This is a genomic window from Actinoplanes aureus, from assembly GCF_015704865.1.
GTDB lineage: Bacteria > Actinomycetota > Actinomycetes > Mycobacteriales > Micromonosporaceae > Actinoplanes > Actinoplanes aureus.
Genome location: NZ_JADQTO010000001.1, coordinates 564136 through 588913, shown reverse-complemented (window position 1 = coordinate 588913; position 24778 = coordinate 564136). Strand labels below are relative to the sequence as shown.

The 24778-nt window shown below is 72.2% G+C and carries 20 protein-coding genes and 1 riboswitch; of the genes, 6 read left to right on the top strand and 14 right to left on the bottom strand.

From position 1 onward, the window contains the following. Window positions 1-104 precede the first annotated feature (104 nt). The 3 genes from I4J89_RS02615 to I4J89_RS02605 are packed head-to-tail and all read right to left on the bottom strand — an operon-like array spanning window position 105 to window position 3643. Window positions 105-1757, bottom strand: a complete 1653-nt coding sequence (locus I4J89_RS02615) for a precorrin-2 C(20)-methyltransferase (RefSeq protein ID WP_196412149.1) — start codon at window positions 1755-1757, stop codon at window positions 105-107. Window positions 1758-1760: 3 nt separating this feature from the next. Further along, window positions 1761-2378 (bottom strand): precorrin-8X methylmutase, encoded by a 618-nt coding sequence (locus I4J89_RS02610; protein ID WP_196412148.1) that lies wholly within the window; start codon window positions 2376-2378, stop codon window positions 1761-1763. Continuing rightward, window positions 2378-3643, bottom strand: a complete 1266-nt coding sequence (locus I4J89_RS02605; RefSeq protein ID WP_196412147.1) for a ferredoxin-like domain-containing protein — start codon at window positions 3641-3643, stop codon at window positions 2378-2380. The genes I4J89_RS02610 and I4J89_RS02605 overlap by 1 nt, the downstream gene beginning before the upstream one ends. Window positions 3644-3721: 78 nt before the next feature. After that, window positions 3722-3862, top strand: a riboswitch (cobalamin riboswitch). 74 nt (window positions 3863-3936) lie between these two features. Here I4J89_RS02605 and cobN point away from each other — a divergent pair. After that, window positions 3937-7566 (top strand): cobaltochelatase subunit CobN, encoded by a 3630-nt coding sequence (gene cobN, locus I4J89_RS02600; RefSeq protein WP_196412146.1) that lies wholly within the window; start codon window positions 3937-3939, stop codon window positions 7564-7566. Window positions 7567-7569: 3 nt separating this feature from the next. Here cobN and I4J89_RS02595 read toward each other — a convergent pair whose 3' ends face one another. Next, window positions 7570-8022 carry a carboxymuconolactone decarboxylase family protein gene (locus I4J89_RS02595; protein ID WP_196412145.1) on the bottom strand — a complete coding sequence of 151 codons (453 nt, stop codon included), beginning with the start codon at window positions 8020-8022 and terminating at the stop codon, window positions 7570-7572. Between the two features lie 93 nt (window positions 8023-8115). On the opposite strand from I4J89_RS02595, the gene I4J89_RS02590 reads away from it, so the two are divergent. Beyond that, complete coding sequence (locus tag I4J89_RS02590; protein WP_196412144.1) at window positions 8116-8982, top strand: sigma-70 family RNA polymerase sigma factor; 867 nt, start codon at window positions 8116-8118, stop codon at window positions 8980-8982. A 42-nt stretch (window positions 8983-9024) separates the two neighbouring features. Beyond that, entirely contained in the window at window positions 9025-9522 is a 498-nt protein-coding gene (locus I4J89_RS02585; protein ID WP_196412143.1) for a GNAT family N-acetyltransferase, read from the top strand. On the opposite strand, the gene cobF is transcribed toward I4J89_RS02585, so the two are convergent. Next, window positions 9495-10265 (bottom strand): precorrin-6A synthase (deacetylating), encoded by a 771-nt coding sequence (gene cobF, locus I4J89_RS02580; protein WP_196412142.1) that lies wholly within the window; start codon window positions 10263-10265, stop codon window positions 9495-9497. The genes I4J89_RS02585 and cobF overlap by 28 nt on opposite strands. 50 nt (window positions 10266-10315) lie before the next feature. Next, on the bottom strand, window positions 10316-11491 hold the full coding sequence (gene dinB / locus I4J89_RS02575) for a DNA polymerase IV (RefSeq protein ID WP_196412141.1): 1176 nt from the start codon (window positions 11489-11491) through the stop codon (window positions 10316-10318). A 119-nt stretch (window positions 11492-11610) separates the two neighbouring features. Between dinB and I4J89_RS02570 the strand changes: the two genes are divergently transcribed. Further along, window positions 11611-11976 carry an Hsp20/alpha crystallin family protein gene (locus I4J89_RS02570; protein ID WP_196412140.1) on the top strand — a complete coding sequence of 122 codons (366 nt, stop codon included), beginning with the start codon at window positions 11611-11613 and terminating at the stop codon, window positions 11974-11976. A 172-nt stretch (window positions 11977-12148) separates the two neighbouring features. On the opposite strand, the gene I4J89_RS51375 is transcribed toward I4J89_RS02570, so the two are convergent. After that, window positions 12149-12778 carry a carbohydrate-binding protein gene (locus tag I4J89_RS51375; protein WP_196412139.1) on the bottom strand — a complete coding sequence of 210 codons (630 nt, stop codon included), beginning with the start codon at window positions 12776-12778 and terminating at the stop codon, window positions 12149-12151. 13 nt (window positions 12779-12791) lie between these two features. Next, a complete protein-coding gene (locus I4J89_RS02560; protein ID WP_196412138.1) occupies window positions 12792-13709 on the bottom strand; it encodes a TIGR03619 family F420-dependent LLM class oxidoreductase in 918 nt (305 codons plus the stop codon). A 154-nt stretch (window positions 13710-13863) separates the two neighbouring features. On the opposite strand from I4J89_RS02560, the gene I4J89_RS02555 reads away from it, so the two are divergent. Beyond that, window positions 13864-14301, top strand: a complete 438-nt coding sequence (locus I4J89_RS02555; RefSeq protein WP_196412137.1) for a TIGR03618 family F420-dependent PPOX class oxidoreductase — start codon at window positions 13864-13866, stop codon at window positions 14299-14301. A 328-nt stretch (window positions 14302-14629) separates the two neighbouring features. On the opposite strand, the gene I4J89_RS02550 is transcribed toward I4J89_RS02555, so the two are convergent. The 6 genes from I4J89_RS02550 to I4J89_RS02525 all read right to left on the bottom strand — a co-directional run bounded on the left by I4J89_RS02550 (window position 14630) and on the right by I4J89_RS02525 (window position 21866). Beyond that, window positions 14630-17353 (bottom strand): putative bifunctional diguanylate cyclase/phosphodiesterase, encoded by a 2724-nt coding sequence (locus tag I4J89_RS02550; RefSeq protein ID WP_196412136.1) that lies wholly within the window; start codon window positions 17351-17353, stop codon window positions 14630-14632. A gap of 64 nt (window positions 17354-17417) precedes the next feature. Next, the gene (locus I4J89_RS02545) at window positions 17418-18071 is read right to left on the bottom strand and encodes a response regulator (protein WP_196412135.1); all 654 of its coding nucleotides are present in this window, start codon (window positions 18069-18071) and stop codon (window positions 17418-17420) included. A gap of 2 nt (window positions 18072-18073) precedes the next feature. Further along, on the bottom strand, window positions 18074-19171 hold the full coding sequence (locus tag I4J89_RS02540) for a sensor histidine kinase (protein WP_230858182.1): 1098 nt from the start codon (window positions 19169-19171) through the stop codon (window positions 18074-18076). 99 nt (window positions 19172-19270) lie between these two features. Further along, the gene (locus tag I4J89_RS02535) at window positions 19271-20221 is read right to left on the bottom strand and encodes a DNA polymerase domain-containing protein (RefSeq protein ID WP_196412133.1); all 951 of its coding nucleotides are present in this window, start codon (window positions 20219-20221) and stop codon (window positions 19271-19273) included. A 19-nt stretch (window positions 20222-20240) separates the two neighbouring features. Next, window positions 20241-21506, bottom strand: a complete 1266-nt coding sequence (locus I4J89_RS02530) for an ABC transporter substrate-binding protein (RefSeq protein ID WP_196412132.1) — start codon at window positions 21504-21506, stop codon at window positions 20241-20243. Window positions 21507-21617: 111 nt separating this feature from the next. Then, on the bottom strand, window positions 21618-21866 hold the full coding sequence (locus I4J89_RS02525; protein WP_196412131.1) for an SCO4226 family nickel-binding protein: 249 nt from the start codon (window positions 21864-21866) through the stop codon (window positions 21618-21620). 103 nt (window positions 21867-21969) lie between these two features. Here I4J89_RS02525 and I4J89_RS02520 point away from each other — a divergent pair, with 103 nt between their 5' ends. Beyond that, entirely contained in the window at window positions 21970-24729 is a 2760-nt protein-coding gene (locus tag I4J89_RS02520; protein WP_196412130.1) for an ATP-binding protein, read from the top strand. Window positions 24730-24778 lie beyond the last annotated feature (49 nt).

Genomic DNA, 24778 nt, shown 5'->3' with positions numbered 1-24778 from the left:
GCTGTCAGGGGTTCGGTCGATGCAGTGCGGTTGCGGCCCGGGAGCGGACGGGGTCACCCGCTTCATTCCTGAAGCGGTGGCCGATGTTCCGCGCCCGGGACGGCTCAGCCGGGGTAGTGACGGGGTGTGTAGACCGCGGTCGTGCCGTCGCCCCGGGTGACCGCCCGGGTCTGCGACGAGCCGATGATGAGCAGGCAGCGCATGTCGATGCTGGCCGGATCGAGCGCGGCGAGAGTGGTGACCCGGACCGACTCGGCCGGACCGCCGACGTCCCGGCCGACCACCACCGGCGTCCGTCCCGCGCGGTGCCGGCGCAGCAGCTCGAGGGCCCGGACCAGCTGCTCGGTGCGGGTCTTCGACGCCGGGTTGTAGATCGCGATCACCAGGTCGGCGGTGGCCGCCGCCTCCAGCCGGGCCTCGATCGCCGACCACGGCTTGAGCCGGTCGGAGAGCGACAGGATGCAGAAGTCGTGCCCGAGCGGAGCACCGGCCCGGCTCGCCACCGCCTGCGCCGCGGTCAGCCCCGGGACGATCCGGATCGGCACGTCCTTCCACCGGGTGTCCTCGGCGACCTCGAGCACCGCCGCGGCCATCGCGAAGACACCGGGATCGCCGGACGACACCACCGCCACCCGGCGCCCGCGTTTCGCCAGGTCCAGCGCGAACGCCGCCCGCTCGGCCTCGACCCGGTTGTCCGAGGAGTGCCGGCGCTGCCGGGGGTTCGGCGGAACCCGGTCGACATAGGGCCCGTAGCCGATCAGATCGTCCGCCGCGGCGAGCGCCGCCTGCGCCTCCGGGGTCAGCCAGTCCCGGGAACCGGGGCCCAGCCCGACCACTGTCACGCTGCCGAGCCCGGTCTCCGGGTGATCGGCGGCCAGGACGGCGGTGTTCGCCCCTTCCAGGCTGATCATGTCGGTCGCCGCTTCGGAGCGCATCGCGGCGAGCCGCTTGGTGCTCACGAACTCGGTGCTGTGATCCGGCTGGGTCTCCTGCGCCGGGAGCGTGCCGCCGGAGAAAGCGGTGGCGGCCGGGCTGGGCAGCAGGGCCAGCGAGAAGTACGGCACCGTCTCCGGGTCGACGTCGCGCAGCGGGGCGGAGCGTTCCCGGTCGGTGGTGGCCCGCTCCACGTACCACGCGTCGTCGAGCCGGCCGGCCCGGTCCAGCGCGTCCCGGACACCCTCGAAGGTCCGGCCCAGCTTCATCACGGCGGCCGAGTCGGTGTCCGCGAGCCGGGACGCCAGGTCGTCGGGGGCGAGCGTGCCGGGGAGCACGGTGAGCACCTCGTCGCGCTCCATCAGCGGGCGGCCGAGCACGGCGGAGGCGGCACTGACCGAGGTGACGCCGGGGACGACCGTCGTCTCGTACCGGTCGGCGAGGCGCTTGTGCATGTGCATGTATGAGCCGTAGAAGAACGGGTCACCCTCGGCGAGCACGACCACGTCCCGGCCGGCGTCCAGGTGCGCGGCGAGGCGGGCCGCGGACTCGGCGTAGAACTCGTCGATCGCACCCTGGTAACCGCCCGGGTGATCGGTCGTCTCGGTGGTCACCGGGTAGATCAACGGCTCCTCGATCTGCCCCTCGCGCAGGTAGCCGGCCGCGATCGCCCGGGCGTTGCTGCGCCCGTGCCGCGCCGCGTGGTACGCCACCACGTCGGCCCCTTCGATCAGCCGGGCCGCCTTCACCGTGACCAGGTCGGGGTCGCCGGGACCGAGCCCGACGCCGTAGAGCCGGCCGGGCTGAACCGTATCGTTCGTCATAACCTATTCCGCTTCCGAGGCGAGGGCGTTCACAGCGGCCGCGGTGATGGCGCTGCCACCCCGGCGGCCGCGCACGATCAGATATTCCAAGCCGGACTCGGCGAGTGCCTCCTTGGACTCGGCCGCGCCGATGAAACCGACCGGGATGCCGAGCACGGCGGCCGGCCGGGGCGCACCCGCCGCGACCATCTCCAGCAGCCGGAACAGGGCGGTCGGCGCGTTGCCGATGGCCACCACGGCACCGCCCAGGCGGTCACCCCAGAGATCGAGGGCGGCGGCGCTGCGCGTGTTGCCGATCCGCTGCGCGAGGTCGGGCACGGCCGGGTCGCGCAGCGTGCAGATCACGTCGTTGGCGGCTGGCAGCCGGCTGCGGGTCACCCCGGAGGCCACCATCTCGGCGTCGCAGAGGATCGGGGCGCCGTCCAGCAGCGCCTTGCGGGCCGCGGTCACCACACCCGGGCTGAACCGCACGTCCGCCACCAGATCGACCATGCCGCAGGCGTGGATCATCCGGACCACCACCCGGGACACGTCCGCGGGCAGCCCGGCGAGGTCCGCCTCGGCCCGGATCGTGGCGAACGACCGCCGATAGATCTCAGCGCCGTCGCGCACGTACTCCATCAGGCACTCCTCGCCGCTGCCACCATGTCCCCCAGATCCCGTTCCGCCGCGTCCCGCGCGGCCTCCACCGGCTCCCGGCCTGCCGGAAGGCGGTCCACCCGGTAGCCGGTGCCGGTCGCCTCGACCCGGACGTGCCGGCCGGCCGGGCTGCCGCAGGCTCGCCCGCAACCCACCCAGTGCACGGGGAGGCCGTCGACGAAGCGGGACGCCGCGGCGGCGTCGGCGCGGACGTCGGCCAGCGACCTCGCGCAGCCGGGCCGGCCCGCGCACGAGGTCACTCCGACCCACGGCGAGTCTGCCGTGACCGGCAGCCCCGACGCGATCAGGCGATCGGCCCACTCTGCTGCCGCGGCGTGTGCCAGATCGGTCACGATCACCCCACGCCAGGGCGTGACGACGAGCCGATCGGCCCCTTCCAAAACCCTCATCGGTACGCCGCTGAGCTGCCCCAACGGCACCAGAGCGCCGACCGCGGCCAGCCCGTCCGGCTGCTCCAGGACACCGAGCAGGTCACCCGGCTCGAACGTCTCGACCGGCGCCGCGGCCTCGACGGCGGTCTGCACCAGGCCCGTCGCGGCGGCCACCCGGGCGGAGACCCGGGCCGGGCCGTCGGCCAGCTCGCGCAGCCGCCACGCCGCTGGGCCGTCACCGCGCTGCGCCTCGCGCTCGCCCAGGAACGCGTGCGCGGCCGCGATCAGCGTCGGCACGACCTGCTCGAATCCGACTCGCAGCCCGGTGTCGTGTCCGGCGAACCGGATGGCGTAGCGCTCGCCGGCCGGCGCCCCGGGCGCGGTGCGGCTCTCGGAGCTGTCGCCGGCCGGCACCGCGGCCACGTCGGCGGCGAGCGGGACGTGGCCGACCGCGAAGAGGAACTTGCCGGGCAGGCGGGACAGCGCCGGGTCGTCGCAGATGGCGGCGTCCAACCGAGGCACCAGAGCGCGGAGCGGCGATCCTGGTCGCGGCGGGGAGGCGATGTTCCGTACCGAATCGTGGGTTGTGGAAGGCAGCAGCCCGGCCGTGCGCAAGCCGGCCGCCAAGGTCTCCGCGTGCTCGGCTCGCACGCCTCTGATCTGCACATTCGCCCGGGAGGTCAGCTCCAGGCGGCCGTCGCCGAACCGCTCGGTGAGCTCGCGCAGCGAGCGCAGCCGAACGCCGGTCAGCATGCCCCCGGGCAGCCGGACGCGCGCCAGCAGCCCGTCGGCCGCGGCATGCAGCCGCAGCGCGCCGGGGCAGGCGTCGACATCGGCGGATCGGGGGGAAGTCACGGCCTCGGATACTACGGGCGGGCACCGACAGATTCGCATCCGTGGGTCGGCAGCGTCACAGAGCCGGGCCCGCCTTGACTCCGGACACCGGCTACCGGAAAGGTGGTGACCCTACGAGCGGCGACGCCGCGGAGGAAGCCGGTGTGAATCCGGCGCGGTCCCGCCACTGTCACCGAGGACTTTCTCGGGAGCCAGGAACTCCGGTCGCCGTGGATCCTGACTACCCGGTCTGCCTTTGGGTTTGCCTGGGTTTTCCGCTGCGGGGCCGGTCGAGCCCCCGAGGGGGAGCGCGCGTGTTTCTGCTGCTGTCGACGTCCGACACCGACCTGCTCAGTGCCCGGGCCAGCGGCTCGTCCTGGCGTCTGGCGAACCCGGCCCGGACCGAGGTCAACGATCTGCCCGCCCTGCTCGACGGCATCGACCTCGTGGTGGTGCGCATCCTCGGTGGGCGCCGGGCCTGGGAGGAGGGCCTGGACACGCTGCTCGCCGGAGACGTGCCGGTGGTGGTGCTCGGTGGCGAGCAGGCCCCGGACGCCGAGTTGATGAAGCTCTCCACGGTTCCGGCCGGTGTCGCGGCGGACGCGCATTCCTACCTGGCGCAGGGCGGTGCGGAGAACCTCGCCTCGCTGCACGACTTCCTCTCCGACACGGTGCTGCTGACCGGCAACGGCTTCGCGCCCGCGGTCTCCGCACCGCAGTGGGGTGTGCTGCCCCGGCCGGAGTTCGAGGCCGAGGCGACCGTCGCGGTGCTCTACTACCGCGCGCACCACATGGCGGGGAACACCGCGTTCGTCGAGACGCTCTGCCGGGCGATCGAGGCGAAGGGTGCCCGGGCGCTGCCGATCTTCACGGCGTCGTTGCGTACCGCGCCGCCGGAGCTTCTCACCGAGCTCCGCAAGGCGGACGCCCTGGTGGTGACGGTGCTGGCCGCCGGTGGGACGCGGCCGGCGACCGCTTCGGCCGGCGGTGACGACGAGGCGTGGGACGTCGGCGTGCTCGCCGACCTGGACGTGCCGATCCTCCAGGGGCTGTGCCTGACCAGCTCGCGGGCCGCGTGGGAGGCGAGTGACGACGGGCTGTCGCCGCTGGACGCGGCGACGCAGGTGGCGATCCCGGAGTTCGACGGGCGGATCATCACGGTGCCGTTCTCGTTCAAGGAGATCGACCCGGAGGGGCTGTCGGTCTACGTGGCCGACGAGGAGCGGGCCTCGCGGGTGGCCGGGATCGCGGTGGCGCACGCACGGCTGCGGCACACACCGCCGGCTTCCCGCCGGATCGCGGTGATGCTCTCCGCCTATCCGACCAAGCATTCGCGGATCGGCAACGCGGTCGGCCTGGACACCCCCGCCTCGACCGTCGCTCTGCTGGCCGCGCTCGCCGACGGTGGCTATCGGATCGGTGACTTCGGTTCCTATGACGGCGACGGGCTGATCCACGCGCTGATCGCGGCCGGCGGGCAGGATCCGGACTGGCTCACCGAGGAGCAGCTGGCCGAGAACACCGTACGCATCTCGGGCATTTCTTATAAATCGTGGTTTGACACTCTTCCGGCCGACTTCCGGGAGAGCGTGGAGCAGCACTGGGGGCCGTCGCCCGGCGAGCTCTACGTGGACGACGGTGACATCGTGCTCGCCGCGCTCCAGGACGAGAACATCGTGGTCATGGTGCAGCCGCCGCGCGGGTTCGGCGCCAACCCGGTGGCCATCTACCACGACCCGGACCTGCCGCCCTCGCACCACTATCTGGCCGCCTATCGGTGGCTCGCCGACGACTTCGGCGCGCACGCGGTGGTGCACGTGGGCAAGCACGGCAACCTGGAGTGGCTGCCGGGCAAGAACGTGGGCATGTCGGCGTCCGACGGGACCGATGCGGCGCTCGGCGACCTGCCGCTGATCTACCCGTTCCTGGTCAACGACCCGGGCGAAGGAACCCAGGCGAAGCGCCGGGCGCACGCCACCCTGGTCGACCACCTCATCCCGCCGATGGCGCGCGCCGAGTCGTACGGGGACATCGCCCGCCTCGAGCAACTGCTCGACGAGCACGCCAACATCGCGGCGCTGGACCCGGCGAAACTGCCGGCCATCCGGGCGCAGATCTGGACGCTGATCCAGGCCGCGAAGATGGACCACGACCTCGGCCAGGCTCAACGGCCGGGTGACGAGGAGTTCGACGACTTCATCATGCACATCGACGGATGGCTGTGTGAGGTCAAGGACGTGCAGATCCGTGACGGCCTGCACGTGCTCGGAGCCGCGCCGACCGGGGAGGCGCGCGTCAACCTGGTGCTGGCGATGCTGCGGGCGCGGCAGATGTGGGCCGGGCAGGTGGCCGCGCTGCCGGGGTTGCGGGAGGCGCTCGGTCTGGCCGAGGACGCGTCGACAGCGGAGACGGACGCCGTTGAAGCCCAGGCGCGCGCACTGGTCGCGGCGATGGAGGAGCGCGGCTGGCCGGCCGAGGTCCCGGCCGACCTGCTGACCCATTCCGCCGGCCTCGCGCCGGCCCGGCAGGCCGATTCCGCCGGCCTTGCGCCGGCCGCGTCCGCCCCTTCGGACATTTCGAATTTGTCGGATAAAGCGGAAGTAATCCGCGTGCTGGAATTCGCCGCACGCGAGGTCGTCCCCCGTCTGGCCCGGACCACCGACGAGCTGACCAACGTGCTGCACGCCCTCGACGGCGGCTACGTCCCGGCCGGCCCCAGCGGCTCCCCGCTCCGCGGCCTGATCAACGTGCTGCCCACCGGCCGCAACTTCTACTCGGTCGACCCGAAGGCCATCCCCAGCGCCCTGGCCTGGGAGACCGGCCAGGCCATGGCCGAGTCGCTGCTCGCCCGCTACCGCGCCGACCACGGCGACTGGCCGCGGTCGGTCGGCCTCTCCGCCTGGGGCACCAGCGCCATGCGGACCGCCGGCGACGACATCGCCGAGATCCTCGCCCTGATCGGCGTCCGGCCGATCTGGGACCCCGCCTCCCGGCGGGTCACCGGCCTGGAGCCGATCTCCCGCGAGGAGCTGGGCCGCCCCCGCATCGACGTGACGGTTCGCATCTCCGGCTTCTTCCGGGACGCGTTCCCGCATGTCGTGGCGATGCTCGACGACGCCTTCCGGATGGTCGCCGAGCTCGACGAGCCGGACAATCTGGTCCGCGAGCACGCGCTGCGCGACCAGGCCGGGCACGGCGACTGGCGACGAGCCACCATGCGGATCTTCGGGTCGCGGCCGGGTGCGTACGGTGCGGGCATCCTGCCACTGATCGACAGCCGGAACTGGCGGGACGACGCCGACCTGGCCGAGGTGTACGCGGTGTGGGGCGGGTTCGCCTACGGTCGGAACCTGGACGGGGTGCCGGCGCGCGGGGACATGGAGAACGCGTACCGGCGGATCGACATCGCGGCCAAGAACATCGACACCCGCGAGCACGACATCGCCGACTCCGACGACTACTTCCAGTACCACGGCGGTATGATCGCCACGGTGCGCGCGCTGACCGGGAAGGCGCCGGCCGCGTACGTCGGTGACTCCACCAACCCGGACCAGGCACGCACCCGCAGCCTGACCGAGGAGACGGCCCGGATCTTCCGGGCCCGGGTGGTGAACCCCCGCTGGATCGCCGCCATGCGGCGGCACGGCTACAAGGGCGCGTTCGAGCTGGCCGCGACGGTGGACTACCTGTTCGGGTACGACGCCACCGCCGGCGTCGTCACCGACTGGATGTACGAGCAGCTGGCCGCGAGTTACCTGCTGGACCCGGAGAACCAGGAGTTCATGAGGCAGTCGAACCCCTGGGCACTGCACGGGATCGCCGAGCGCCTGCTGGAGGCCGCCGACCGCAAGCTCTGGGACTCCCCGGAGCCGGCGACGCTGGCGGCGCTCCAGCAGCTCTTCCTGGAGACCGAGGGCGACCTGGAGGACGGCCCGGCCCGATAGTGCTCAGCCCCAGGTCTGCGGCGCCATCTGCCGGGTGGTCGCGTTGATCCGGTTGAAGAAGTTGGTGGTGGCGATCCACAACACGAGCGCCCCCAGCTGGGGCTCCGTGTAGTGCTTCGCCGCCGCGTCCCAGATCTCGTCCGGTACGGCGTCGGCCCGGTCGGCGAGCCTGGTCGCCGCTTCGGCCAGTGCCAGGGCGGCCCGCTCGGCGTCGGTGAAGTACGACGTCTCCCGCCAGGCCGCCACGGCGAAGAGGCGGTCGTCGGTCTCGCCGTTCTTCCGGGCGCTGCGGGCACCCGAGTCGACGCAGACGCTGCAGCCGTTGATCTGGCTGGCCCGCAGGTGGACCAGCTCGAGCGTCGCGGCCGGCACACCGGCCGAGTGGGACTCCTTGTAGAGCGTGTTGATCGCCTTCATCAGCTCGGGTGAGGCCGGGGTGGTCGTGCGAGGCTGCATTTTCATTCTCCTGTCACATCGCCGCGGTTTCGTACGTCGGCGGTGTGACGGGCCCGATCGGGGCGATGTGACGGATGTGGTGGAGGCCACAAGATGGCTGACGAGGTGCTGGCCGAACGCTTCCAGGCGAACCGGCCGCGGTTGCGTGCGGTGGCGTACCGGATGCTCGGCTCGCTGAGCGAGGCGGACGACGCGGTGCAGGAGGCATGGCTGCGGCTGAGCCGCTCCGACCCGGACTCGGTGGACAACCTGGCCGCCTGGCTGACCACCGTGGTCGGCCGGATCTGCCTGGACATGCTCCGCTCCCGGGTGGCCCGCCGGGAGGAGCCGGAGGCCCCGGAGGCGGTCGCGGCCGGCCCCGGACCGGAGGGCGAGGCCCTGCTCGCCGACTCGGTCGGTCTGGCCCTGCTGGTCGTCCTGGAGACGCTCACCCCGACGGAGCGGCTGGCGTTCGTACTGCACGACATGTTCGCCGTCTCGTTCGAGGACATCGCGGTGGTGGTGGGGCGCAGTCCGGCCGCCGCGCGGCAGCTGGCCAGCCGGGCGCGGCGCCGGGTACGGGGTGGCGCCCCGAGCGATCCGGCCGGCGTGGGGCCGGAAGCCGTACGCAAGCAGGCGATCGTCTCGGCGTTCCTGGCGGCGTCCCGGGGCGGTGACATGGCGGCGCTGCTCACCATGCTGGACCCGGACGTGGTGGTCCGGGGCGACGAGACCGCCGCGAGGATGGCCGACCGGGGTGAGACGCGCGGTGCCGAGGTGGTGGCGCGGTTCTTCGCCGGGCGGGCCCAGGGCGCGCTGCCGGCGTACATCGACGATCTGCCTGGCGCCGTGGTGATCGTCGGCGGGACGACCCGGCTGACTCTCACCTTCACCATCGCCGGCGACCGGATCACCGGTATCGACACCGTCGCCGACCCGGACGAGCTGGCTCGCATGGACGTGGTGCTCGCCGCCGCCTGAAATCGGTTGCCCGGGGTCGGCCGGGCCGGGAAGGCTGAGCGGATGATCGTTCAGCGGGAGACGCCTGCCCAGGCGGCCGAGATTCACGCCGTGACGCTTGCCGCCTTCGGGCAGCCCACCGAGGCGGACCTGGTCGACCAGTTGCGGGCGGACGAGGGCTGGATCCCCGAGCTGTCCATGGTGGCCGTCGAGGACGGCGCCGTGATCGGGCACGTCGTCTGCACCCGCGCCCGGCTGGACGGCGCTGCCGTGCTGGGGCTCGGACCGCTCAGCGTGCACCCGGATCACCACCGGCGCGGCGTCGGCTCGGCCCTGATGCACGCGGTGCTCGGCGCCGCCGACGCGCTGGGCGAGCCACTGGTGGTGCTGCTCGGCGATCCGCGCTACTACGTCCGGTTCGGGTTCCGCCTCGCCTCCGAGTACGGGATCAGCCACCAGGTGAGCGAGTGGGCGCCGCACTTCCAGGCGCGCACTCTGACCACCTACCGGCCCGAGTTGCGTGGCGACTTCGTCTACTCGGAGCCGTTCAACCGGCTCTGACCGCGCCGGAGCAGATAGGTGTCCATGATCCAGCCGTGCTGCTCCCGCGCCGCGGTACGCCGTTCGACGATCTCGTCGCCCACCTCGGCCACCGTGCCCGCCCCGAGCAGCTCGTCCTCGGTGCTCACGTAGGCACCCCAGTAGATCTCGGCCTCCGGGTACCTGGTGAACGCCTGCTGCGCGTCGAGCATCACGACCACGTCGTCCACCCCGTCCGGCCAGCCCTCGGCGAGACGCCGCCCGGTGGTGACCTGGAACGGCTGCCCGACCCGGTTCAGCCCGATCCGGTGCTTGGCGGCGAGCGCCGAGACGCTGCTGATTCCGGGGATCACCTCGTACTCGAAGGTGGTCGCACCGCGGCCGAGGATCTCCTCCAGGATGGCGATGGTCGAGTCGTAGAGCGACGGGTCACCCCAGACGAGGATCGATCCGATCTCGTCGTCCTTGAGGTGCTCGGTGATCAGCTCCTCGACGACAAGCGACCGGCGGTGCCGCCAGTCGGCGATCGTGCCGGTGTAGTCGGCCGGTGTGCGATCCCGGTCCGGGTCGCGGCCCTCCACGATCCGCCTGCGCGGCTGCGAATAGGCCCTGATCAGCCGTTCCCGCAGGTCGACGAGGCTCTGCTTGGCCTCGCCCTTGTCCAGGAGGAAGAACACGTCGGTCCGGCCGATCGCCTTGGCCGCCTGAAGGGTCAGATGGTCCGGGTCGCCCGCGCCGATCCCGACTACATAGATCTTCCGCACGCTTGAAGTCTGCCTGGTCGGGCTGTGGCGGCCACGCCCGGGTGCGGTCGTCAGTCGGCGAGGATCGGGACCGACGGGTGCAGGTCGCGGCCGATCATGTCGGCCCGGCGCAGCGCCCCGGCGCCGAATCGGTCGCGGATCCGGTCGACCGCAGCGTCCAGGCCGTCGTCGCCGGGGTCGTCGAAGGGGAACGCCAGCTGCACGTTGCCGTCGCTGTCCAGGTTGCTGACCGCGACGCCGACCAGAGTCAGGCCGCGCTCCTCGATCAGCGGCCGGTTCTCCCGGAGCAGCTCCTCCGCGGTCCGCAGGATCGCGCCGGTCTGCATGGTGGCCTTGAGCAGGCTGCGTGATCGGGTGGCCCGGCTGAAGTCGCCGAACCGCAGCCGCACGGTGATCGTCCGCCCGGCCCGGCGCGCCCGGCGCATCCGGTGCGTGACCCGGTCGACCAGAGCGGCGAGGGTGGCCTCGACCTCGCTGAACGGTCGCTCGCGGCGGCCCAGGGCGCACTGCGCGCCGATCGAGCCGCGCCGGTGACCGGTCCGCACCCGGCGCGGGTCGCGGTTGTGGGCGAGCGCGTGCAGATGCCGGCCGGCGCCCGGGCCGAGCATGGCGACGAGAGCCGCCTCGCCGATGCGCGCGACGTGGCCGACCGTGTGGATCTGCCGGTCGCGCAGTTTCGCCGCGGTGACCGGGCCGACGCCCCAGAGCTTCTCGACCGGCAGCGGATGCAGGAAGGCCAGCTCCTCGCCGGGCGGCACGACGAGCAACCCGTCCGGCTTGCCGACGCCGCTGGCCACCTTGGCCAGGAACTTGGTGCCGGCCACGCCGACCGTGATGGGCAGCCCCACGCGCTCGCGGACCTCGGCACGCAGCCGCCGGGCGATCTCGACGGGGCTGCCACGGATCTTGCCGAGGCCGTCGACGTCGAGAAACGCCTCGTCGATGGAGAGCGGCTCGACGATCGGCGTGGTGTCGTCGAAGACCGCGAAGACCTGCTTGCTCGCCGCCGAATACGCCGACATCCGGGGCGGCACGACGACCGCGTGCGGGCAGAGCGCCCGGGCCTGACCCAGGCTCATCGGCGTGCGAACCCCGAACGCCTTCGCCTCATAGCTGGCGGCCAGCACGACGCCACCGCCGACCAGCACCGGCCGGCCGCGCAGCGCCGGATCGTCGCGCTGCTCGACCGATGCGTAGAACGAGTCGAGATCGGCATGCAGGACCACATCCGGCAGCTTAGTACATGCGTTCGAAGACCGGGGTCACATTCTTCCGGGGGAATCGCGTCCCACAATTCCCGGTTCTCACACTCGGGTACCCAAGCTCAAGTCATGAGGAGCCACCCATGTTGCTCAGTTCTCCGACCTTCCGGGATCTCGAGCGTCTGACCGCCCGCGTCTTCGCCACCCGCGAAGCCGGCGCCCGCCTCGACGCCTACCGCGAGGACGACACGTTCTTCATCGACATCAACCTGCCGGGCGTCGACCCAGCCTCGATCGACATCACCCTCGACGGCGAGGCGCTGACCGTCCGTGCCGAACGCAAGCGCACCGAGCCCGAGGGCCGGATGGACGGGTTCAGCCGCCAGGTGGCGCTCTCCGAGAAGCTGGACACCGACCGGCTCGAGGCCCGTTACGACAACGGCGTGCTGATCCTCCAGATCCCGGTCCTGGAGCGCGAGCCGCGCACGATCGAGCTGGCCACGGCCTAGACACCCGGTCCTGGTCAAGGTCCGCTTGCCGGTCACGCTCATCCGGGGTACGCGTGACCGGCGTCCCGCCGAAGCCGACCCGTCCCCGCTGTCCCGGCGCTAGCTGAGCTGTCCCTCGCGGCCCCAGCGCGACCGCCGGGAAACAGCAGCACCGGGCCGCTGGCGCGGCCTCTCAGTGCTCGAACTGGAGCCAGTTCAGATTGACGAACTCGCTGTCATCGGTGGTCGTGAACGTGACGAAGACCGTATGCACGCCGGTCACCGGCTCCAGCACCGCCGCAACGGTCTGCCAGTTCTGCCAGCCACCCGTGTTGATCACGGTGACCTCACCCACCGGCGGTGCGTCCCTGCTGTCCAGGCGGAACTGCACCCGGCCGGAGACGCCGGCCTGCGAGGACATCCGTACCTTGGCCTTGACGGCCGGCACCTCGCCGAAGTCGAAGTTGTCGAACCGCAGGTGATCGTGCCGGGTGATCCAGCCGACGTTCTTCCCGCCGCCCTCGTCCTGGGTGTCCTCGGCCTCGATGCCGGCCAGCTCGGTCGCCGACTCGGCCTGCAACACCGGATAGTCGACCGGCTTAGGCGAAGGTGACGGTGAGGGGGCCTCGGTGCTCGGCGCCGGAGCAGCGGCCGAGGAGGAGGCGGCGACCGCTGGCGGCGCGGAGATCGCGGCCGGGGTGTCCTGCCATCGGCCGATCAGGTAGCCGAGCAGCACCAGGCCGACGCCGCCGAGGCCGGTGAGCGCCCGGCGGCGATTCGTCCACGAACGGGTCCGGTACACGGTCGGAGATCGCTGGTCCACCGGACCAGGGTAATCAGTCGATCTCCGAGCCGTCCGGTGCCAGGGCGGTGAGGATCTGTTCGCCGAGGGCTGCCGCCTCCGCCGGGTCCGCGTCCGGCCCGCCGATCCGCGGATCCCAGTTCGGCTCGTAGAACAGCTCGGTGGCGCCCGCTTCGGCGTACCGTGCGGCTCCGGCGCGGATCTGCGCCCAGTCTCCGGACAGCGGAACCGCCTCGTCCCGGCGCCCGGCTCGCACCACGCCTCGCACCACGATCCGCATCGCGTCCGGGTCGCGACCCGCCTCCTCGGCCGCCTCGCGAACGATCCGGGCCCCGCGGGCGATGTCCTCCAGGCTTGCTTGACTGCTGCTCACCCAGCCCGCCGCCAGCCGTCCGGCCCGCCGCAACGCGATCTCGGCGGCCCCGCCGAGCAGCACCGGGGGTCCACCCGCCTGCACCGGCGCCGGCGCCATCCGGCTCGGCGGAACCCGGTAGAACCGGCCGTCGAACGAGGCCTCCTCGCCGGAGAAGTGCGCGGCCAGCGCCGCCAGATACTCCTCGGTGCGCGGTCCCCGCGGGTTCGGGTCCGAGCCGGTCGCCACGAACTCCGGCTCCGACCAGCCGGTACCCAGCCCCAGGTCGAATCGCCCGCCGGAGAGCCGGTCCAGGCTGCTCACCTGCTTGGCCAGATAGGCCGGCGCGACATACGGCAGATTGATCACCGAGACGCCGACCCGGATCCGCTCGGTGGCCGCCGCCGCCCAGGTCAACGCGACGATCGGGTCCAGGACGCTGCGATAGGGCGGCGCGAGGTCCTGGCCGCGCCCCACCAGCAGCCGCTGAAACGCCCACAGCCCGTGATAACCGCACTCCTCGGCCCGGCGGGCGATCCGGGTCAGCGTCTCCGGCTCAGCCCACGCCCCCGACACCGGACAACCGAAACTGATCAGCATGAAAGAAACCTATCCGGTACGAGTCAGCCGACAGTCCCGCCGAGCCCCGCGAGCCGGCCACGACTCCAGGCCGCCCGGCGACCGCCGGGCCCATGAAGACGGTCGCGCTTCTCGGCCCGGCGAACTTGTCACACCCGGCGCGTAGGGTCGTGGCATGAGTTCGCTCGAGGACGCTTGGGAGCTGAGCCGGGGCGAGACCGGCCTGGCCATCGTGTCGACGATCCGGGCTGATCAGACCGTGCAGTCGACGCTGGTGAATACCGGGCTGATCGCCCATCCGGCGGACGGGACGCCGGTGCTGGCGTTCGTCGCGCTGGGTGCGGTCAAGCTGCGCAACCTGCGGGACCGGCCACAGCTCGCGGTGGCGTTCCGCAACGGCTGGCAGTATGCGACGGTCGAGGGCACGGCGCTGCTGGCCGGGCCGGACGACCCACAGCCATGGCTGGATCGCGAGCGGCTGCGGCTGCTGCTGCGGGAGATCTTCACAGCGGCCGGCGGCACCCACGACGACTGGGACACCTACGACCGGACGATGGTCGAGCAGCGCCGCACAGCCGTGCTCGTCACCCCGACCCGCATCTACCGAGCCTGACCGAGCCCGCCCGTCCGGCGCCGCCTGCGGCTGCCGATCTGGTGCTGGACACCGCTCCCCGGGCCGGGTCGCCGGCGACCATCTGCGCCGGCCCGGCGGTCGGTGGTGACGGTTTGTGCGGGCCTGGCGGTCGAGGGCGACCATCTGCGCGGGCCCGGCGGTCGGTGGTGACGGTTTGTGCGGGCCTGGCGGTCGGCGGTGACCATCTGCCCGGCCCGGCGGTCGCCGGGCGGCGTTGACCACCGCCTGGATCGCGCGGCTCGGCGGGGCTGTTCGTGGACGCGTACCGGAAAGGGAAGTAGAGAGTGCGCACCGCAAAGCCGGCGGTTCAGGCTGGGATGTCGGCGCCTTCCAGGAAGAGGCGGCCGGCCTCGGCGGCCGGCACCGGGCGGGAGAAGTAGTAGCCCTGCGCGTAACCGCAGCCCATCTCGCGGAGGGCGGCCAGCTGGCCGAACTCCTCGATGCCTTCGGCGACCGTCGCCATTCCGAGGCTGCGGCCGAGGCGGACGATGGTGTCGGTGAGAGCGGTGTCGTCGTCGAGGACGCCGAGGCGCTCGACGAACGAGCGGTCGATCTTGAGAGTGTCGACCGGGAAGCGGCGCAGGTAGGCGAGCGACGAATAGCCCGTGCCGAAGTCGTCGATGGCCAGGGTGAGGCCGAGGGCCTTGAGGCGGACGAGTTGTTCCAGGTTCGCCTCGGTGTCGGTCATCAGGACGCTCTCGGTCATCTCCAGGCAGAGGCGGTCGGCGGGCATGCCGGTCTCGGCGAGCACCGCGGCGACGGTTTCGGCGAACTCCGGCTGGTCGAACTGGCGGACCGAAACGTTCACCGACATTTTGAGCGGGCGGCCGCCGGCGGCCTCGCTCCAGGCGACGGCCTGGCGGCAGGCCTCGTGCAGCACCCACCGGCCGAGCGGCACGATCAGCCCGGTCGCCTCCGCGATCGGGATGAACTCGATCGGGTTGATCATGCCGCGGGTCGGGTGTGACCAACGGGCCAGCGCCTCGAAACCGACCACCTCGTGGGTCGCCAGGTCGACGGTGGGCTGGTAGTGCAGGCGCAGGTCGCCGCGTTCCAGGGCGGCGCGCAGGTCGGACTCCAGTTCCAGGCGTTCGATCAGGCCGTCGCGCATCCGCGCCCGGTACCCGGCGAAGACGCCGCCGCCGGCGCTCTTGGCGTGGTGCATGGCCAGGTCGGCGTTGCGCATCAGCTGCTCGGCGCGCTCGCCGGGGTGGTCGCTCTCCACCTCGCCGATCAGATCCGCGCCGGCCAGACCGATGCTGGCCCGCACGTGGATCTCCCGGGCGCCGATCATGACCGGTGCCTCCAGGCGGTCCAGGATGCGCCGGGCGACCTCGTCGGCGGCGTCCTCGGTCAGCAGTACGCCGAACTCGTCGGCGCCGAAGCGGGCCACCAGGTCGTCGGCGCGGACACAGGCGGTGATCCGGTCCGCGACCTGGACGAGAAGCTGGTCACCGGCGAGGTGGCCGAGGCTGTCGTTGACCCGCTTGAAGCCGTCCAGGTCGAGGTGCAGCACCGTGACGGCGGCACCCTGCTCGAGGGCCGTGGCGGTCCGGTCCCGGAACAGCGCGCGGTTGGCCAGCTGGGTGAGCGAGTCGTGGTACGCCTCGTGAATCAGCTGCTCCTGGAGCTGCATCCGCTCGCTGATGTCCCGGGTGTTCAGCACCAGGCCGTTGACGTGCGGGTCCTCCATCAGGTTCGTGATGGTCATCTCGGCCTGCCGGGAGCGGCCGTCCCGGTGCGGGACGGTCAGCTCGAGCACCGTGGTGGCGTACGGGCGCCCGGCGACCTGCCGCAGTGCCTGGGCCAGCCGGTGCCCGGACTCCGGGTCGAGCAGCTGGGTGAGGCGGCGCCCGGTGAGGAACCGCGGCGAGTAGCCGAAGACCCGGTGCACCGAGTCGCTCTGGTAGATCACGTCGGCGTCCGGGCTGACCACGGTCACGACGTCCGAGCTGTGCTGCACCAGGGCGTGGAACTGCTGCTCCCGGGCGTACAGCTCGGCGGTGCGGTCGGCCACGCGGGCCTCCAGCGTGCGGGTGAGTCCGCTGTTCTCCAGCTGGGTGAGCAGTTGCCGGCCGACGATGAGCAGGATCAGGAAGGAGCGGGTGAACGCCACGAACGGGTGGCTGCCGCCGCTCTGCACGTGGAACAGCACGCTGGAGCCGAGGGCGGCCAGGACGGCCAGGTAGGGCAGCATCACCGCGGCGGTACCGACCCGCTGGGACAGCGGCACCAGGGGGACCGGCCGCACCCGGGGGCGGCCCGCACCCATGATGATCAGCGCGTATCCGGCGAGCCAGCCCAGGTCCAGGGCCTGTCCGGCGCCGGTGTCGCGGACCAGGCCGAGGTAGGCGTACCCGGCGTCGGAGATCGTGAAGGCGGCCAGGCCGGCGGCAATGAAGATCATGTGGGCACCGCAGCCGTGGCGGATCCGCTGCTGCGGCAGCATGTAGACGGCCATGGTGGCGAGCACGATCCCGCCGAGCGGGAAGACCAGCGAGAAGTAGAAGTCCGGCCCGACGGCGCCGCGGGCGGCCGTCGGACCGACGGCGAACACCCAGCCGACCAGCACCAGCGACGCGGCGATCAGCAGGCCGTCCAGAACGCTGCGGATCCGGTTCACCAGCGGCTGGGCCGCGCTCGGCAGGATCAGCAGACCGGCCGCGACCAGCAGGATGCCGAGCACACCCAGGTTGGGCCCGGCGGGCAGGGCACTGGGCCGGATGTCAGCACCGGCGTGCTGAAGGAAGGAGAACTGGCCGAGCCCCCAGCTGAGCACACCGGCGCCGAGCGTCGTCCAGCCCCAGCGGGACCGGCCGGTGAACCCGCGCGAGCGCCACAGGCAGGCGAACGCGGCGGCGACGGATCCGGCGAGCAGTGCGGCCAGGCAGATCGCCCGGGTCGTACCCGGCCCGCCGGCCCCGGTGCCGATCAGTCCGGCCAGGACCGCGAACACCGAGATCACGGCGACGCAGAGACGGACCCAGCGGCGTTCCGCGTGCGCGTCAGGAGCGACCTTGCTGACTGCCATCCGACGAGCCTCCGGTCCTTGGTTATCCGGGTCATCGGGCCGGGCGGAGCTCTCCTGAGGCTTTTCAGCCGACCAGGCCGTCCTCGTACGCGACGATGACCAGCTGCACCCGGTCCCGGACGCCGAGCTTGGCGATCGCCCTCGTCACATGCGTCTTGGCGGTGAGCGGGCTGATCACCAGCTGCCGGGCGATCTCGTCGTTGGAGAGGCCGGTGGCGATCAGCCGGACCACCTCGCGCTCCCGTTCGGTGAGCACGGCCAGCCGGTCACCGCCTCCGGTGGCGGCGGCCGGCACCGGACGGTGGGCGAACTCGCCGACCACCCGGCGGGTGACGCTGGGGGAGAGCAGGGCGTCGCCGGCCGCGACCACGCGTACCGCGGTGCGCAGGCCGTCCGGGTCGACCTCCTTGGTGAGGAAGCCGCTGGCGCCGGCGGCGAGCGCGGCGAAGACGTACTCGTCGGTCTCGAACGTGGTCAGGATAATGATCTTCGTCTCCTGCGCGGCGAGGATCTGCCGGGTCGCCGTGATCCCGTCCATACCCGGCATCCGGATGTCCATCAGGATCACGTCCGGTTTCAGCTGCCGGGCGGCCCGGACCGCCTCGTCACCGGTGGACGCCTCGCCGACCACCTCGATGTCGCGCCCGCGCCGCAGCAGGCTGCGGAAACCGGCGCGGACCAGGTGCTGGTCGTCGGCGAGGAGTACCGAGATGGGCATGTTCACTCCGCAACGATCGGGATGCTGGCGCGTACCGTGAAGCCGATCCTGCCGGGTCCGGCGGTGAGCGCGCCGCCCAGCGCGGCCACCCGCTCGCGCATGCCGGCGATGCCGTGCCCGTCGGTGACCTCGGCCGGAGTGTTCCCGTTGTCCTGGACGTCGACCAGCACCCGGTCCGGGGAGTAGCGCAGGGTGACGGTGGCGCGGGTGGCCCCGGCGTGCCGGACGGTGTTGGTGAGCGACTCCTGCACGACCCGGTAGACGGCGGAGGCGACCGGGGCGGGCACCTCGACCGGGTCGCCGAACTCGTTGAGCGACACCTCCAGGCCGGCTTCGCGTACCTGGGTCAGGAGCTGGTCCAGGCTCTCCAGCGCGGGCAGCTCACCCTCGCGCAGCACTCCTACCAGCGCACGCAGGTCGGTCATGGCCTTGCTGCGTACCTCCTGGGCCAGCTTCAGCGAGGCCTTCGCCTCCTCCGGCTCGGCGTCGAAGGAGTCCAGCGCCACGTTCAGGTGCACACCCACCACGGCCAGCGTGTGCGAGACCACGTCGTGCAGGTCGCGGGCGATCTCGACGCGCTCCTCGGCCCGCCGGCGGCCGGCCTCGATCTCGCGCTGCTGCTCGGTCTGGGTGATCCGGTTCGCCACTTCGGCACGCCAGCGCAGCGAGTTGCGGTACGCCGTGGCACCGGCCAGCACCGCGGCCAGCCAGAGCGTCTCCCCGCCGAGGTACGAGAACACGTAGTCGGTGGAGTTCATCTCGACGACCCAGTCCCAGGTCATCCCGTAGAACAGGGCGAGCACCCCGGCCACCACCGCGGTACGCGGCCGCCCGCTGAACACGACGGCGACGAGCGCGGCGGTCGCCGGCCACACCCAGCCGGATTCGATCAGGTACGACGAGCGCCAGGCGGCCACGATGAGCAGCGTCATGATCAGTGAGGCGACCGGCCAGCGGCGGGTGGTGAGCACCAGCCCGGCGAGGGTGACCGCCAGGCTCGTCGTCATGACCGGGTAGGTGTTGCCGTCGGTGAGCGCGATGCCGGCCGGGACGCCCACCAAGGTCAGGGCGGCGGCCACATAGGTGAAGTTCTTCGTCATGCCGGGGACGTTAGGTTCGCCGCCCGGCCGGGCGCGTCGTACCGGCGCGGTCAACCGCATCGACTCCTCCCGTGTACGTGGCTACACCGTTCGGTGTACTCAGCCCTCCGCGGCCCGTTTCGCCCGGGCCCGCCGCTTGCCTTCGTGCATGGCCTGCACCCGGGCCACCGGGATGGTGTGCCCCTCCTCGATCAGGCCCTTCGCCAGGGGCACCGGCTCGGGCAGCGCCTCCGCCCACGGATCGCGGCCGTCCAGCAGCCCCGGTGCGTTGCGCACGGTGAAGTCGCCGGGCGCCACCGAGTCCAGGTCGGACCAGTCGAGCGGGAACGACACCGGAACGCCGGGCCGGATCCGCGGACTGTACGCGGCCACCACGGTCGCCCCGCCGGCCCGGGTCGCGTCGAGGAAGACCTTGCCGTGCCGGTCCTCCTTGATGAACGCGGTGGTCGCCAGCGCCGGATCGAGCCTCTCGGCCCGGGCCGCGACGGCGCGCTGGGCGGCCGCCACGTCCTCCGGCGCCGCGTCCGGGGCCAGCGGCACGAACACGTGCACACCCTTCGACCCGCTGGTCTTCACCGCGCCCGGCATCCCGGCGTCGGTGAGCACCTGCTGGACCAGCCGGGCGGCTGCCACCGCGAGCTGGAACCCGCCGTTCTCCGGTGGGTCCAGGTCCATGATCAGGTGGGTGGGGTGGTGCGATCCGGCGAGCATGAGGGCCGGGTGGTACTCGACGGCTCGCTGGTTGCCGAACCAGAGCAGGGTGCGCCGGTCGTTGCCGAGCGCGTACGTCACCTCGCGGTGCGACGCGTCGGCCCAGATCTTGGTCCGCGGCACCCACTCCGGGGTGTATTTCGGCAGGTTCTTCTGCATGAACTGGTCCTGGCCGCGGAGCACCCGGATCACCGAGAGCGGCCGGTCCCGCAGCACCGGCAGCAGCCGGTCGGCCATCGCGTCCAGGTAGTCGATCAGGTCGCGCTTGGTGGCCCCGGCACCGGGAAAGAGCTCCTGGTCCAGGTTGGTCAGGGGTACGCCGTCGCGCTCATCGGCCATGACCCCTATCGTGCCGTACTCAGCCCTTCGCGTACTGGTCCGCCGTGGCGGCCAGAGCGTTCTGCAACTGCGTGATGTTCTTCTCGGCGGACGTGGAGAAGCCGCCGAGCACGGCGTTCATCGCGTTCTGCCAGTCCTGCGGGCAGGCCGAGCCGTGCGCGCAGGACGGGACCGGCGTGTCCGACTTCCAGTCCTTCATGGCCTCCACCTGGTACGCGGAGAAGCCGGCACCGGTCACGTCGGTCCGCGCCGGGATCGAGCCTTTCCGCAGGTTGAACTCGCGCTGGCCGTCGGCCGAGGCCACGGTCTTCAGCCAGCACCGGGTTCCTTCGGCGTTGCCGGCGCCGGTGGGAAGCACGAACGAGTCGGCGAGCCACTGGAAGACGCCGTCGTTGCCGGGGAACGGGAACGCCTCATAGGCCCGGAAGTTGTTCGCCTCCAGGTCCGCGGCCTCCCAGTCGCCCATCACCTGGTAACCGGCCTGGCCGTCGATGAGCAGCCGTTCCGCTTCCGGCCAGTCGAGCGAGTCCCGGTCCGGGTTGCTGTAGGAGAGCAACTGGGCGTAGTGGTTCAGCGCGGTCGTGACCGCCTTGCCCCGCCAGTTGGTCGTGCCGGCGAACAGGCCGGCGAACCGCTTCGGGCCGAGATCGCTGATCAGCACCGACTCCAGGACCATGAGCTGGGTCCAGTCGCGGCCGAGGGCGAGCGGGGACTCGATACCAGCCTTGCGCAGCTTCGCCAGATCCTTCAGGAACGCGTCCAGGGTCCGGGGCGTACGGAGGATGCCGGCACCGGCCAGCACCTGACTGTTGGCCCAGACCACGTTGGCCCGGTGGATGTTGGCCGGCACCGAGTAGATCTTGCCGTCGACGGTGAGGTCGTCGATCAGTCCCTGTGGGAGCGCCTGGCGCAGACCCCACGAGTCGTACTCGGCGGAGAGGTCCTGCACCCGGCCGGCGGCGATGTAGTCGGCGAGTTCCGCCCCGGCGTGCACCTGGTACGTGTCCGGTGGATCGTTCTGCTCGATCCGCGCGTTGAGCACCTCTTTGGCGTTGATGCCCGCCCCTCCGGCCACCACGCCGTCCTCGAACCGCTGGCCGGCGCAGTCCGTGGTGAACCGGCTGACCAGGGCGTCCAGACCGGCCTTCTCGCCGCCCTCGGCCCACCAGGTGAACACCTCGACCTTGGTGGCACCGGGGTCCTCGTCGGCGGAACCGCAGGCGGACGCCGCCAGCAGCGTGGCGACGCTGACGACGGCCGCCAGGGCTCGTCGCGTGGAGAGCATGCCTACCCCATTCACGTGGACAACTGGGGTTACCGTGCTACTCCACTCCTAAAGGTGTCAACTCGTGACCTATCACCGTTTCCTTACGCAGAGCGACGAAGATGATCTTGGTCATACCTCGGCTGTGACCTCGTACACCTCGCTGATGGGGTGACCGGCCCGCTCGTGGATCCGCATCACCGCTTCCTTGCTCGGCGCCGTGCTCAGGCAGAAGACCTTGCCGGACTCCCGGTCCAGCCAAGCCTTCTCGAAGTGCACGCCCTCCTCGCCCTCGATCTTCAGATCGGCGTCGTGCGCGGCGTCGAGCTGTTCCTGGGTGACCCCGAAGAATCCGTCGTGCACGTCCATGAACTTCGCCATCGAACCGTCTCCTTTCTCCTTTCCGACAGCATGTGCCGGGGCCGACGGTCGGACATCGGTCATAACACCTATGAAGGCGGAGACGGCTCCCTAAAGTCGCGTTGTGGCGCTCAGTAGTGCCGTACTGATCGGCCGGGACGACCTGCTCGCGCTGGCCACCCGGCGCCTCGCCTCGGCCGCGGCCGGCCGCGGTGAGCTACTGCTGCTCGCCGGCGAGGCGGGCATCGGCAAGACCCGCCTGCTCAGCGAGATCACCCGGCTCGCCACCGAGGCCGGCTTCGCGGTGATCGGCGCGGCGGCCGCACCCGGCGACACCGAGGTGGCCGCGGGACTCCTCACCGACCTCGGCGCCGAGCTGCGCGAGCGGATCGTGCGGCGGCTGCGTGCCGACGACGAACCGGACCGGCAGCGGCGGCTGCTGGTCGCCGACCTGACCGACCTGATCGAACGCGCCGCCGGCGCCGGGCCGACGCTGATCACCTGCGAGGATCTGCACTGGACCGACGAGCTGACCCTGGACGTGCTCGGCCGGCTCGCCCGCCGGGCCCGGGAACTGCCGGTCCTGCTCGTGGGTACCTACCGCAGCGACGAGCTCTACCCGCGGGTGCCGCTGCGGGCCTGGCGGACCCGGCTGCTCACCCAGCGGCACGCCGAAGAGCTCCGGCTGCCCCGCCTCGGCCGCGCCGAGACCGCCGAGCTGGCCGCCGCGATCGCCGGAACCGCCCTGCCCACCGCACTGACCGGCCGGGTCTTCGACCGCAGCGACGGGGTTCCGCTGCACGTCGAGGAGTTCCTGGCGGCCGCCGACAGCCTGCCGGACACGCTCGCCGACGCGGTGCTCGCCCGCGCCGCCCAGCTCGGCACCGAGGCGCGCGAGCTCGCCGCGGCCGCCTCGGTGCTCGGCCGCTCGTTCGACCTCGACCTGCTCCTGGCGATCACCGGGCGGCGGCCGGCCGAGATCGATGCGGGGATGCGCGAGCTCGGCGACCGCTTCTTCGTGCAGCCGCGCGGCGACGGCGCGGGCTACGACTTCCGGCACGCGCTGATCCGCGACGCGCTCTACGCCGACCTCACCCCACTGCATCGCCGGCGTCTGCACGCGCGGGCGGCCGAAGCGGCCCGGCAGGCCGGCCTTCCCGCCGCCTTCCTGAGCGATCAGTACGAGCGCGCGCGGTCTCCCGCCGAGGCACACCGGTACGCGCTGACCGCCGCCACTGAGGCAGCCGCCCTCTCCGCGCACCGGGAGGCCGCCGACCTGTTCGGGCGGGCCGTCCGCACGCTCGGCCCGGACGCCACCGGCGACGAACGGGCGGCTCTCTGCACCGCCCTCGCCGGCGAACTGGCCGCGATCGACGACAACGCCGCGGCCGACGCGCGGTACGCCGAGGCGTACCGGCTGCACCTGGAAGCGGGCGACCGGCTCGCGGCGGCCGCGCTGCTCCCCGACCGGGTAGCGGTACGCCACCTGCTCGGTGACCGGCTGGACCAGCGCACCGCGGCCCTGCGGACCGGACTCGACCTGGTCGGGGACGCCGCGGGGGAGCGGGCCCGGTCGGTCCGCGCCCGGCTGCACGCGGCGCTGGCGGCGGCGTACATGCTGGACCGGCGGCTGCACGAGGCGCTCGCGGACGGCGAGCTCGCCCGCTCGATGCTCGCCGGTGACCGGGATCCGGCGATGCGCTGCGACCTGGACACCACGGTCGGCTCGGTGCTGCTCTTCGCCGGGCGCCTCGACGAAGGCCGCGAGCTGCTGGAGGACGCCGTCGCCCGGGCCGCCGCCCGGCACCTGGAGAGCCAGGCGGCCCGCGGCTACCGGATGCTCAGCTCCTCGGCCTCCGTGCTGGTCGAGTACGACCTCGCGGAACGCACGCTGCGGGAGGGCATCGAGTACGCCGATCGCGTCGAACGGTTCAACGACCGGCACTACATGGCCGCGCACCTGGCCCACGTCCTCTGGGCCACCGGCGACTGGACGGGCGCCGAGGCGCAGGTCCGGCTCGCCCTCGCCGACGGCCGGGACGGCATCACCACCCGGATCACCGCCCTGCACACCCTCGGTTATCTACGTCTTGGCCGCGGCGCCACGCCGGAAGCGCGGGACGCTCTGACGGAGGCGGCCGAACTCGGTGCCGGGATGCGTGAACTCCAGCGGGTCTCGCCCGCCTGGTGGGGCCTCGCCGAGCTGGCGCTCTTCACCGGTTATCCGGCCGCGGCGGTGCAGCGGTGCGAGCAGGGCTACGCGGCGTCCGCCCAGGTGCGCGACGCGGCCTACCTCTTTCCGTACGTGGTGACCGGCACCCGGGCACACCTGGCGTCGTCCGGCCCGACCGCGGCGCGGGACTGGCTGGTCCGGACCGGGGAAGTCCTGTCGGAACGGCGGATCCCGGGCACCCTCGGCGCGCTCGACCACGCCCGGGGCCTGATCCACCTGCACGAAGGACAGACCGGGAAGGCGCGGGACGAACTACGGCGGGCGGCCGCGTTCTGGACCGGCCGCCGGCGGTTCTGGGAGGGCGTGGCGGTGCGGCTGGACCGGGCCCGGTGCGCGTACCGGTCGCGGCGCCCCGGCGAAGCGGCCGACCTGGTCGCCGCCGCCCGGCAGGCCTGGCCCGCCGAGCTCCCTCCGGTGTGGACCGCCGGCACCCCGGTCGCGGCGCCGGCCGAGCGATCCGGACTGTCCGCCCGGGAGATGGAGGTGGCGCGCCTGGTCGCGGCCGGGAACACCGACCGTGAGATCGCCGGGACGCTCAGCATCTCGCCGCGTACCGCGGCCGCGCACGTCGAGCACATCCGCGTCAAGCTGGGCATCTCCCGGCGCACACAGATCGCGGGCTGGCTCGCCAAGGTTGAGCCTTCGAGTTAATACATTCGTGGTACGTCAAACGGGCCATAGCTCGCGGTCTATCAAATTG

Excerpts from the sequence above, each read along its gene's own strand:
- I4J89_RS02545 (WP_196412135.1), bottom strand. The coding sequence starts at position 18,071 with ATGCCCATCTCGGTACTCCTCGCCGACGACCAGCACCTGGTCCGCGCC.
- I4J89_RS02550 (WP_196412136.1), bottom strand. The coding sequence starts at position 17,353 with ATGGCAGTCAGCAAGGTCGCTCCTGACGCGCACGCGGAACGCCGCTGG.
- I4J89_RS02535 (WP_196412133.1), bottom strand. The coding sequence starts at position 20,221 with ATGGCCGATGAGCGCGACGGCGTACCCCTGACCAACCTGGACCAGGAG.
- I4J89_RS02610 (WP_196412148.1), bottom strand. The coding sequence starts at position 2,378 with ATGGAGTACGTGCGCGACGGCGCTGAGATCTATCGGCGGTCGTTCGCC.
- I4J89_RS02615 (WP_196412149.1), bottom strand. The coding sequence starts at position 1,757 with ATGACGAACGATACGGTTCAGCCCGGCCGGCTCTACGGCGTCGGGCTC.
- I4J89_RS02595 (WP_196412145.1), bottom strand. The coding sequence starts at position 8,022 with ATGCAGCCTCGCACGACCACCCCGGCCTCACCCGAGCTGATGAAGGCG.
- I4J89_RS02560 (WP_196412138.1), bottom strand. The coding sequence starts at position 13,709 with ATGCTGATCAGTTTCGGTTGTCCGGTGTCGGGGGCGTGGGCTGAGCCG.
- I4J89_RS02540 (WP_230858182.1), bottom strand. The coding sequence starts at position 19,171 with ATGACGAAGAACTTCACCTATGTGGCCGCCGCCCTGACCTTGGTGGGC.
- I4J89_RS02585 (WP_196412143.1), top strand. The coding sequence starts at position 9,025 with ATGATCGTTCAGCGGGAGACGCCTGCCCAGGCGGCCGAGATTCACGCC.
- I4J89_RS02570 (WP_196412140.1), top strand. The coding sequence starts at position 11,611 with ATGTTGCTCAGTTCTCCGACCTTCCGGGATCTCGAGCGTCTGACCGCC.
- I4J89_RS02525 (WP_196412131.1), bottom strand. The coding sequence starts at position 21,866 with ATGGCGAAGTTCATGGACGTGCACGACGGATTCTTCGGGGTCACCCAG.
- I4J89_RS02530 (WP_196412132.1), bottom strand. The coding sequence starts at position 21,506 with ATGCTCTCCACGCGACGAGCCCTGGCGGCCGTCGTCAGCGTCGCCACG.
- I4J89_RS02590 (WP_196412144.1), top strand. The coding sequence starts at position 8,116 with ATGGCTGACGAGGTGCTGGCCGAACGCTTCCAGGCGAACCGGCCGCGG.
- I4J89_RS02555 (WP_196412137.1), top strand. The coding sequence starts at position 13,864 with ATGAGTTCGCTCGAGGACGCTTGGGAGCTGAGCCGGGGCGAGACCGGC.